The sequence below is a fragment of the Halomonas sp. 707D4 genome, assembly GCF_024158685.1.
GTDB lineage: Bacteria > Pseudomonadota > Gammaproteobacteria > Pseudomonadales > Halomonadaceae > Vreelandella.
This window is the reverse complement of record NZ_JAMZBD010000058.1, coordinates 1-10,302: the sequence shown is the minus strand read 5'-3', so window position 1 is coordinate 10,302 and position 10,302 is coordinate 1. Positions and strand designations below refer to the sequence as shown.

The window sequence follows — 10,302 nt, the reverse complement described above, 5'->3', positions numbered from 1 at the left end:
GGCTGCGCTCTTCTTCCGTCGGGGCCGCGCCCATGCTCGGCGGCTCGCTGCCGCCGCGACTTTGCCACCACATCACCGTCACGCCGATCAGCCCGACGATCACCAGTAGCGTCACCAGCTTGAACAGCCACGCGCCGACTCGCGACGGGGGGCGGGCGACCGAGACCGGGGCGATCTTGCGCTCGGTGTCGGCGGCAGCGAAGCGCGACGTGTAGGCCTCGAGCACGAGGCGCTCGTCCATACCCAAATACTTGGCGTAGGCGCGCAGGTAGCCGCGGCGGTAGGCGGCCACGGGAATCTCGTCGTAGTGATCGCGCTCCAGCCCCTCGACCACCGCCGGGCGCAGGTTCAGCGCGCGGGCGGCATCGGTGAGCGGCACGTTCAGGCGCTCGCGCTGCTGGTGCAGTAGCTCGCCCGGGGAGGCGTTGGTCGCAGTGGTCATCGTCTCGTCTAGATGTATGTCGCTCATGGCTGAGCATCCTTCAATAAATTAGGTGATCAAGGCGCTTGCGTATCCAGGGTTTCACGCCGGTACTCGGCGGCGGCACGTTCGTCGCCGCGGGCGCTGGCGACGGTGGCCGCGAGCGCGAGTGCCTGCGGGTCGGGGCCGGCAAGCTCCAGGTAACTTTGAAGCGGTGCCCAGGCACGCTCGAAATTGCCCTGAGAAACTTCCAATTCGGCTAACATCAAATACCCGCGCGGGCTTCGCGGGTCGATACTCTGGGCGCGCGCGAAACGCTCGCGGGCGCGCTCGACGTCGTTCAGGGCCAGGTAGCACTGGCCAAGATTGGTGAACAGCTGGGCACGATTGGCGTACTGGGCATCCTGGGAGGCGATCTCCAGCTGTTCGCAGGCCTCGCGGTAGCGGGCCTGATCATACAAGAAGGCGGCGTAGTTGTTGCGCGCGCGGGTAAACGAAGGGGCCGCGTTCACGGCCTGCTGAAAGTAGCGCGCGGCGAGCTGGTTCTCGCCCTGCTGCTGGTAGACCAGCGCCAGTCCCTGCAGTACCTCGGCGTGGCGAGGGTCGATCTCCAGCGCCCGGTCGAGGGCGTTGAGCGCACGGGGCAGGTTGCCGCGCTCGAGGTAGGCCACGCCCAGCTGGCTATAGGCGTCGGCGGCGTCCTGGCCGGTTTCACGCGAGGTAGGGGCCGAGGTAGCGCAGCCTGCGAGCATCAGGCTGCCCAACAGCACGGACAGCACGGGTACTCTAAAGGGGGTCGTGCGCCTACCATAGCCAATCATGTACGCCCTCTGCGTGAATGTTACCTGCGATCTTCTCTGCCGTTCGTCGGCGCCCGCCTGCGGGGCCGAATCATTATGCCAAGCCGAGGCAGCGTCCATCAAAGCGCTGTGTCGGATGGAAGTCAAGGCACGTCAGTCGGCGTCGAGCTGCACCGACTGGATGTAGCGCGCGCTGCGCTTGGTGCGATCCTTGACCCGGCCCACCAGCTGCCCGCAGGCGGCATCGATGTCATCGCCCCGGGTCATGCGCACGGTGGCGTTGTAGCCCAGGTCATAGAGCCACTGCTGAAAACGCATCACCTGGTTGCGCGAGGGTTTCTCGTAGCCGGAGTTCGGGAACGGGTTGAACGGGATCAGGTTGATCTTGCAGGCGAGCTCCCTGAGCAGTTCGGCGAGCTGCTCGGCGTGCTCCTGCTGATCGTTGACGTCCTTGATCAGGGTGTACTCGATGGTGACCTGACGATTTTCCGGCGCCTTGGCCAGATACCGGTGACAGGCATCAAGGAGCGCCCGGATGTTGTACTTGCGGTTGATCGGGACCAGTTCGTTGCGCAGCTCGTCGGTGGCGGCGTGCAGCGAAATGGCCAGGCTCACGTCGATCTCGTCGCCGAGCTTGTCGAGCATCGGCACCACGCCGGAGGTGGACAGCGTCACCCGGCGCTTGGAGAGGCCGTAGCCGTTGTCGTCGAGCATCAGCTTCATGGCCGGCACGACGTTGTCGAAATTGAGAAGCGGCTCGCCCATGCCCATCATCACCACGTTGGTGACCGGGCGATTGGCGGTATCGCGGCGCGGGCCGACGCTTCTTTGCGCCACCCACACCTGGCCGATGATCTCGGCGGCGGTGAGGTTGCGCTGAAAGCCCTGCTTGCCGGTGGAGCAGAAGCTGCAGTCGAGCGAGCAGCCCACCTGCGACGACACGCAGAGCGTGCGCCGCTTGCCGTTTTCCGCGGGGATCAAGACCGTTTCCACGTAGCTGCCGTCTTCCACCTCGAGCACCCACTTGCGCGTGCCGTCACTGGAGGTGCCTTCATACACCACGCCGGGCCCGCGAATCTCGGCGACCCTGGCGAGCTTTTCACGCAGCGCCTTGGAGAGGTTGGTCATCGTCTCGAAGTCGTCGACGCCTTCCTGGTGAATCCACTTCATCACCTGGGCGGCGCGAAACTTCTTCTCGCCGATGGAGAGGAAGAACGCCTCCATCTGCGTCCGCGAAAGTCCGAGCAGGTTCGTGAGTTCCTTCGGGGCATCCGGGGTGACGTTCGCGGTCGTCGCGTCGGGGGTATGTTGGGCTACGGTGGTGGTCATGGCTCAGCGCTTGGAAAGGGCGGGGGCGAACCCCCGCGAAAATGGCCAGCAACGCGTATCAGACGCCGCTCTCAGCGCGGGCAGATCTCGTCGTTGCCGAAGAAGTAGCCGATTTCACGCTCGGCGCTATCAAAGGAGTCGGAGCCGTGAACGGCGTTGGCGTCGATGGTCTCGGCGAAGTCGGCGCGGATGGTGCCCGGAGCGGCTTCCTTGGGGTTGGTCGCGCCCATCAGGTCACGGTTCTTGGCGATGGCGCCTTCGCCTTCGAGTACCTGGACGACGACCGGGCCGGAGGTCATGAAGCCGACCAGATCCTTGAAGAAGGGGCGCGCCTGATGCTCGGCGTAGAAGCCGCCGGCTTTCTCTTCGGAGAGATGGACCATCTTGGCGGCCACGACCTGAAGGCCTGCCTTCTCGAAGCGGGCGATGATCTCGCCGATCGCGTTCTTGGCTACGGCATCGGGCTTGATGATGGAGAGAGTGCGTTCGGTCGCCATGGTGAGGACTCCTTGAAGGTCTAAAACGGAAAGTGCCGCTTCAGCGACGAAGCGGCGCAAAGAAAATGGTCGTTAAAATGGCCGGCGAGCGAGCGCCAGGGCCAAGTGGGCGCGATTATAGCGCCTCCCAGCGGGGATGAATACAGCGGGGCTATACCGTGAAGCTCTCGCCGCAGCCGCACTCGTCCTTGACGTTGGGGTTGTTGAAGCGGAAGTAACGGTTGAGCCCTTCGCTGACGTAATCGACCTCGCTGCCATCGAGCATCGCCAGCGCCTCGGCGTCGACGTAGACGCAGGCGCCGTGCTCCTCGAAGCGAATCTCGTCCGGTTTCGCCTCGTCGGCGAAGTCCAGCACGTAGCTGTAGCCCGAGCAGCCGCTGGGCTTGACGGAAACGCGCAGGCCAAGCCCCTGGCCACGCTCGTCGAGCACATGGCGAATCTGCTTCGCGGCGTCCTGAGTGATGGTTAATGTTGCCATTGGCATGCTCCTTGAAAGTGTCGCCGTCAGCGCGTCGGCGCGCGCAGGCCTTGCACTGCGTGGCGTATCAGCGCCAGTGCATGATCGATCTCGGTATCGCGCGTGAAGCGACCGAAGCTGAAGCGCAGCGACGAGTGGGCGAGCTCGCGCTCGACGCCGATGCCGAGCAGTACGTAAGAGGGTTCGACGCTTGCCGAGTTGCAGGCCGAGCCGGTGGAGATGGCCAGGTCGCGCAGCGCCATCAGCAGCGCCTCACCGTCCACGCCCTTGAAGGCGACGTTGACGATGTTGGGGACCGCGTGATCGGCGAAAGAGTTCAGCACCGCGCCGTCGAGCGTGGCGAGGCCCTCGACGAAGCGCTTGTAGAGACCTTCGATGGCCGCCTGGTCGGTGCCCCCTTCGCGCTGCATCAGCGCGAAGGCCTCGCCCATGCCGGCGATCTGGTGGGTCGGCAGCGTCCCCGAACGCATGCCGCGCTCGTGGCCGCCGCCGTGGATCAGCGCTTCCACGCGAATGTCCGGGTGGCGCTTCACGAACAAAGCGCCCACGCCCTTCGGCCCGTAGGCCTTGTGGGCCGAAAGCGACATCAGGTCGACCTGCTGGGCCACCACGTCGAGCGCGATGCGCCCGACGGCCTGGGCGGCGTCGGTATGAAACGCCGCGCCGAACTCGTGCGCCACCCGGGCCAGCGCCTCGATGTCGTTGATGCTGCCGAGCTCGTTGTTCACCGCCATCAGCGAGACCAGCGCGGTATCGTCGCGCAGCGCGCCGCGCAGCTGCTCGGGGGTGATTCGCCCGTCCGGCCCCGGGGTGAGCCAGGTGACCTCGAAACCTTCGCTCTCGAGCGCCTTGGCGGTATCCACCACCGCCTTGTGCTCGATGGTGGAGGTCACCAGATGCAGGCCGCGCGCGCGGTTGGCGCGCATGAAGCCGGTCAGGGCGAGGTTGTCGGCCTCGGTCGCGCCGCTGGTCCAGACGATCTCGCGCGGGTCGGCGTTGATCGCATCCGCGACCTGACGGCGCGCCTGCTCGACGGCCTGTTCCGCCTGCCAGCCCAGCATGTGGCTGCGCGAGGCCGGATTGGCGAACAGCTGGTCTACCGTCAGGTAGCGCTGCATGACCTCGGCCACGCGCGCATCCACCGGCGTGGTGGCGGCGTAATCCAGGTAGATGGGAAGCGAAGGAGCGGTCGTGGTCATGGTGTCCGGCGGTGTTGGCTAGCGAGAAGAGGAGGCGAGAATGCTCGCATCCACGCGGTGGCGCTGTCGGGTGGCGGTCTGCAGAACGTCCGGGCGCTTGGCCAGCTGGCAAAGCGTCACGCCGTCCAGAAACTGGCGAATCTGCCCGGAAAGCTCGCACCAGAGATAGTGCGTCAGGCAGATATCGCCCTGTTGGCAATCTGACAGGCCCTGGCAGCGGGTGGCATCGACACGCTCGTCGACCGCGTCGATCACCTGGGAAACGCTGATCTCGGCGGGCGGTCGGGCCAGCAGGTAGCCGCCGCCGGGGCCGCGCACGCTCTTCACAAGGCCCGCCCGACGCAACCGCGAGAAGAGCTGCTCCAGGTAGGAGAGCGAGATCTCCTGGCGTCTGGAGATATCGTTCAGGCAGGTCGGGCCGTGTTCGGCGTGAAGGGCCAGATCGAGCATCGCCGTCACCGCGTAACGGCCTTTGGTGGTCAAACGCATAGGGTATCCCGGTGCCAACCTTGAGCGCACTGACGAAAATGTGGACTCATTATGGGAAATCCCGAGTACTTTGGTCAACTATTGCCGGCGCGGCGCTTGCTCGCTCACTCCTTGGGCGGCGGTGTGTCGCGAGGCTCTGCCCGGGCGGTGGCGTCGGCGGGGGGCGCCTTCTGGCAACCGGTCTCGCGCTCGTCAAGCAGGCCGGCGAAGTCTTCGCTGTTGAGCTCGGGAAGCTGGCCTTCGCGGTAGCCGGCGTCGAGCTTTCTGAGCGTCTCGCACATGTGCTCCAGACGGTTGTCGACGGCGTGCATGTGATCGAGCATCGCCTGCATGGAGCGCGCCACCGGGTCCGGCATGTCCTGGCTCACGCCGTAGGCGTCGAAGCCGAACTTCTGGCAGATCGCCTCGCGCCGCGCCGGGTCGATGTCGAGCGGTACCTCCACGTCCGGCTCCGGGCGCTTGACCACCTTGCCGGGAATGCCCACCACGGTGGCGCCGGCAGGCACCTCCTTGGTGACCACGGCATTGGAGCCCACCTTGGCGCCGGCACCCACGGTGAACGGGCCGAGAATCTTGGCGCCGGCGCCGACGATCACGCCGTCGCCGAGCGTCGGGTGGCGCTTGCCCTTGTTCCAGCTGGTGCCGCCCAGGGTCACGCCCTGGTAGAGAGTGACGTTGTCGCCGACGATGGCGGTCTCGCCGATCACCACGCCCATGCCGTGGTCGATGAAAAAGCGCCGGCCGATGGTCGCCCCTGGGTGGATCTCGATGCCGGTCAGCCAGCGCCCGAAGGTCGAAATGCTGCGCGCCAGCCACTTGAGGTTCTTGTTCCACAGCCAGTGGGCGCCGCGATGCAGCAGCAGCGCGTGCAGCCCCGGGTAGTTGGTCAGTACCTCGAGGAAGTTGCGCGCCGCGGGGTCGCGGTCGAACACGCTATTGATATCTTCACGCAGGCGTTCAAACATGCAGGGTCCTTCGTTTCAGCGACGACATGGCGCCTGGTTGACGATCAAGGCCGAAAGGCGGCGGGAGTGGCGTAGTGGGGTCAGCGCATCGAGAGTTCAAGCGCTCTTCATCCTGACGCCTTCATTTTAGCGCGCCTGGTCGTTCGACGCCTTCTCGGTGGCGGTGAGAATACCGCGCAGAATGTTCATCTCCATCTTCTCCACCCGGGCGCGCAGGTACAGGCGCCGGAGCCTGGCCATCAGCTGGCGCGGCTTGGCGGGGTCGTGGAAGTCGATCGCGACCAGCGTGCGCTCCAGGTGCTCGAAGTAGCGCTCGAGCTCCTCGGCGGTGGCGAGTTCGTCGTCGGCCTCGGCCTCGATCGGCGCGGCCTGGCCGTCGAGCCAGGCCAGACGGCACTCGTAGGCGATGACCTGCACCGCGGCGGCCAGGTTCAGCGAGCTGAACGCCTCGTTGGTGGGAATGTGCACGTGGGCGTGGCAGCGCTGGAGCTCCGCATTGGTCAGTCCGCTGTCCTCGCGGCCGAACACCAGCGCCACCCGGGCGTTGTCCGCCCGGCACTCGCCGGCAAGCCGGGTGCCGAGCTCGCGCGGCGAGACCATCGGCCAGGGCAGGGTGCGCGAGCGGGCGCTGGCGCCCACCGCCAGGGTGACGTCCGAGATCGCCTCTTCCAGCGTTTCGACGATGCGCGCCTGATGCAGCAGGTGGTCGGCGCCGGAGGCGCGCGAGATGCTCTCCTGGGTGACGACGTCGCAGCGCGGGGCGACCAGGCACAGATCGGCAAGCCCCATGTTGTGCATGGCGCGGGCGACGGCGCCGATGTTGCCGGGATGACTGGTGCCGATCAGCACGATACGGATGCGCTCAAGCATGACAAGGCTCGGGTAGTGACGAAAAGGCGCAGTCTAGCATGAGTCGATAGCAAGCCCGAGGGGGCTCTGCTAGAATTGCGCGCCTAAGCGTCGCCGTCGTGCGTCGCGCCGTTCTTTAACATCACCGTGACAAGGTTTGATCATGAATCCGATGGTCCAGTTTACGCTGCGCGCCGCGCGCAGTGCCGCTGAACAGTTTCTGCGCGTTCGCGAGCGCATCGAGAACGCCCACGAAGAGTCCAACCTCGAGCGCCTGCTCGAGGACGCCGGGCGCAAGGCCGAAGCCACCATCGTGCACCAGCTCGAGCGCGGCTACCCGCACCACGGGGTGAGCGGTCGCTACACCGCCCACAAGGCAGGCGAGGGCGAAGGCGCCGAGATCGTCTGGAAGATCGAACCTTTTCACGGCTACTCCAACCTGACCGTGGCGGGGCGGGGCTTTGCGATCTCGGTGGTGTGCCTGATCAAGGGCCGCCCGGAGCACGCGGTCATCGTCGCCCCCTTCGGCGACGACGAGTACATCGCCAGCCGCGGCAGCGGCGCCCAGCACAACGGCAAGCGCATGCGGGTCAGCAAGGCCACCGCACTTCCCGGCACTCGCCTGGCGATGAGCCTGCCCGCCGCCTGGCTTCGCAGTGATCATCTGCCCACCTACCTCAGCGTCACCCAGCACATCGCCGCCCAGAGCGATACCCAGGTGGCCACCGGCAGCGGCTTGATGGACATCTGCGAGTTCGCCACCGGCCGCGTGGACAGCCTGTTCGTGCTCGGCCTCGAGGAGCAGGACCTGCAGGTCGGCACGCTGTTCATGAAGGAAGCCGGCGCGCTGATGGGGACCCTCCAAGGCCAGCCGGTCGTGCAGCCCGAGGGCCAGCTTATGGCCGCCGGCCCGCGCCTCTACAAGGCGCTGCTCAAGCAGCTCGCGCCGCACGTGTAAAGACCGCCGCCACCCGCGGATACGAAAAACCCCCTGCCGGCAGCGCCGGCAGGGGGTTTTCTTGTGGACGTCGAAAAGCGCCTAGGGCAGCTCTTCCTCGTCTTCGTCGGTCGCTTTCTTGGTCGGGATCAGGTCTTCCCGGGAGAGCTTGAGCGGAATCAAAAGCGCCCCGGAGATGTAGATCGACGAGAAGGTACCCACGCCGATACCGATCAAAAGCGCGATGGCGAAATTCTGGATCATGTCGCCGCCGAGGATCAAGAGCGCCACCAGTACCAGCATGGTGGTGCCGGAGGTGGCCAGCGTCCGCGACAGCGTGGCGTTGATCGCCTCGTTGAAGATCTGCGACATGTTCTCGATGCGCGAGGTGCGAATCGATTCGCGGATGCGGTCGTAGACCACGATGGTATCGTTGAGCGAGTAGCCGATGACCGCCAGGATCGCCGCCAGCACGGTCAGGTTGAAGTCGAGCTGGAACAGCGCGAACACGCCTACCACGATGATGACGTCGTGGATCAGCGCCAGCAGCGCCCCGATGGCGAACTTGTATTGAAAGCGCAGGGCCACGTAGAGCATGACCACGCCAAGAGCCACCATCAGGCCGAGCCCGCTCTGGTCGCGAAGCTGATCACCCACCTGGGCGCCGACGAACTCCGCACGCACCAGGTTGACGCCGTCGCCGCCCTGGCGCAGCAGGTTGACCACGTCGCTGCCCACGTCCGGATCGAAGGCCTGCTGCAGGCGAATCAGTACCTCGGTCGAGGCGCCGAAGGTCTGTACCGAGACGTCCTGGAAGCCGTTGGACTCCATCAACTGGCGCACGGTGTCGAGCGACGGCGCGACGTCGTAGCGCACCTCGATCAGCGTGCCGCCGGTGAAGTCGAGCCCCAGGTTCAGCGAGAACATGGCCATGGCGATGATCGACACGACCAGCATGAGGGCGGAAACGACGAACGCTAACTTCCGCTGGCCCATGAAGTCGATTTGCAATTGCGATAGGGGTTTCATGACCACCTCTTGAAGTCGGGGCGAAGCGTAGGCATCTGAAGAGTATTCATGGCGTCAGATCCATAGCTTTTTGACGGGTTTGCTGCCGTAGACCAGGTTGACCATGGCGCGCGTCACCATCAGCGCGGTGAACATCGACGTCAAGATACCGATCGAGAGCGTCACGGCGAAGCCTTTCACCGGCCCGGTGCCGATCGAGAACAGGATCACCGCGACCAGCAGCGTGGTGATGTTGGCATCGACGATCGAGGTGAAGGCACGCTCGTAGCCGGCGTGGATCGCCTGCTGGATCGACAGCCCGTTTCTAAGCTCCTCGCGTATGCGCTCGAAGATCAGCACGTTGGCGTCCACCGCCATGCCCAGCGTCAACACGATACCGGCGATGCCGGGCAGCGTGAGGGTGGCCCCCAGTATCGACATCACCGCGACCAGCAGCGTCAGGTTGAGCCCCAGCGCCACGGTGGCGAACACGCCGAACACCTTGTAGCGGGCGAGCATGAACAGCACCACCAGCAGCAGGCCGAGCTGGACCGACAAAAGGCCCCGGTCGATGTTCTCGGCGCCCAGGCTCGGGCCGATGGTGCGCTCCTGCACGAAGTAGATGGGCGCGGCGAGCGAGCCAGAGCGCAGCAGCAGGGCGAGCTCGGCGGCCTCGGTGGGCGAGTCGAGTCCAGTAATGCGGAAACTGTTGCCCAGTGCGCTCTGGATGGTGGCCAGGCTGATCAGGCCTCGCTCGGTATAGGGCTCGCGCACGATGGTCTCTTCGCCGGTATCCGGGTCGGTGACCACCGTGTCCTCGCTCTTGTGCTCGATGAACAGCACCGCCATGTTGCGCCCGATGTTGGTGCGCGTGGCGCGGTTCATCAGCGTGCCGCCGGTGCCGTCGAGGTTGATGTTGACCTGGGGGCGACCGTTCTCGTCGAAGCTGTTGCTCGCGCTCGAGACGCTGTCGCCGGTGATGATCACGTCGCGCATCAAATCCGCTGAGCGGCCGGTGTCGTTACGAAACGCGAAGCTTTCGGTTTCCTGATCCGGCGTGTCGCCCCGGGCTTCCAGGCGGAACTCCAGGTTCGCGGTGGCGCCGACGATACGCTTGGCGGCCACGGTGTCCTGGATGCCGGGCAGCTCGACCACGATCTGGCTCGGGCCCTGGCGCTGTACCATGGGCTCGGCCACGCCCAGCTCGTTGACCCGGTTGCGCAGCGTGGTCAAGTTCTGGTTGACCGCGTAGTTCTGGATCTCGCTGACGATCTGGTCGCTCAACGTCATGTCGAGAGACGCACTGCGCCCGCTGCCGCTGCTTTGGTAG

The 10,302-nt window shown here is 65.5% G+C and carries 12 protein-coding genes; 1 reads left to right on the top strand and 11 read right to left on the bottom strand.

Going from position 1 to position 10,302, the window contains the following annotated elements:
- The 9 genes from BIS11_RS04270 to trmJ all read right to left on the bottom strand — a co-directional run.
- Positions 1-469 (bottom strand): RodZ family helix-turn-helix domain-containing protein (locus BIS11_RS04270; RefSeq protein WP_253585762.1); only part of this gene is annotated, 469 nt, incomplete at its 3' end.
- 29 nt (positions 470-498) lie between these two features.
- Positions 499-1,242 (bottom strand): type IV pilus biogenesis/stability protein PilW, encoded by a 744-nt coding sequence (pilW, locus tag BIS11_RS04265; RefSeq protein WP_253419126.1) that lies wholly within the window; start codon positions 1,240-1,242, stop codon positions 499-501.
- Positions 1,243-1,374: 132 nt separating this feature from the next.
- Entirely contained in the window at positions 1,375-2,550 is a 1,176-nt protein-coding gene (gene rlmN, locus BIS11_RS04260; protein WP_253419124.1) for a 23S rRNA (adenine(2503)-C(2))-methyltransferase RlmN, read from the bottom strand.
- Positions 2,551-2,621: 71 nt separating this feature from the next.
- Positions 2,622-3,047: a nucleoside-diphosphate kinase gene (gene ndk, locus BIS11_RS04255; protein WP_253419122.1), complete on the bottom strand. Its 426-nt coding sequence runs from the start codon at positions 3,045-3,047 to the stop codon at positions 2,622-2,624.
- Between the two features lie 151 nt (positions 3,048-3,198).
- Positions 3,199-3,525, bottom strand: coding sequence for an iron-sulfur cluster assembly accessory protein (locus tag BIS11_RS04250; protein ID WP_227389657.1), 327 nt, complete (start codon positions 3,523-3,525; stop codon positions 3,199-3,201).
- Between the two features lie 26 nt (positions 3,526-3,551).
- Complete coding sequence (locus tag BIS11_RS04245; protein WP_253419120.1) at positions 3,552-4,724, bottom strand: aminotransferase class V-fold PLP-dependent enzyme; 1,173 nt, start codon at positions 4,722-4,724, stop codon at positions 3,552-3,554.
- Positions 4,725-4,742: 18 nt separating this feature from the next.
- A complete protein-coding gene (locus BIS11_RS04240) occupies positions 4,743-5,213 on the bottom strand; it encodes a Fe-S cluster assembly transcription factor (RefSeq protein ID WP_253419118.1) in 471 nt (156 codons plus the stop codon).
- Between the two features lie 104 nt (positions 5,214-5,317).
- Entirely contained in the window at positions 5,318-6,178 is an 861-nt protein-coding gene (cysE, locus tag BIS11_RS04235; RefSeq protein ID WP_253419115.1) for a serine O-acetyltransferase, read from the bottom strand.
- Between the two features lie 126 nt (positions 6,179-6,304).
- Complete coding sequence (gene trmJ / locus BIS11_RS04230) at positions 6,305-7,048, bottom strand: tRNA (cytosine(32)/uridine(32)-2'-O)-methyltransferase TrmJ (protein ID WP_253585761.1); 744 nt, start codon at positions 7,046-7,048, stop codon at positions 6,305-6,307.
- Positions 7,049-7,190: 142 nt separating this feature from the next.
- On the opposite strand from trmJ, the gene BIS11_RS04225 reads away from it, so the two are divergent.
- Positions 7,191-7,985, top strand: a complete 795-nt coding sequence (locus tag BIS11_RS04225) for an inositol monophosphatase family protein (RefSeq protein WP_253419112.1) — start codon at positions 7,191-7,193, stop codon at positions 7,983-7,985.
- Between the two features lie 81 nt (positions 7,986-8,066).
- Here the strand turns inward: BIS11_RS04225 and secF are convergent, their stop codons facing one another.
- Together secF and secD are read right to left on the bottom strand one after the other, a co-directional pair.
- A complete protein-coding gene (gene secF / locus BIS11_RS04220) occupies positions 8,067-8,993 on the bottom strand; it encodes a protein translocase subunit SecF (RefSeq protein ID WP_253419110.1) in 927 nt (308 codons plus the stop codon).
- A 54-nt stretch (positions 8,994-9,047) separates the two neighbouring features.
- A partial coding sequence (gene secD, locus BIS11_RS04215) for a protein translocase subunit SecD (protein ID WP_253585760.1) occupies positions 9,048-10,302 on the bottom strand: 1,255 nt, incomplete at its 5' end.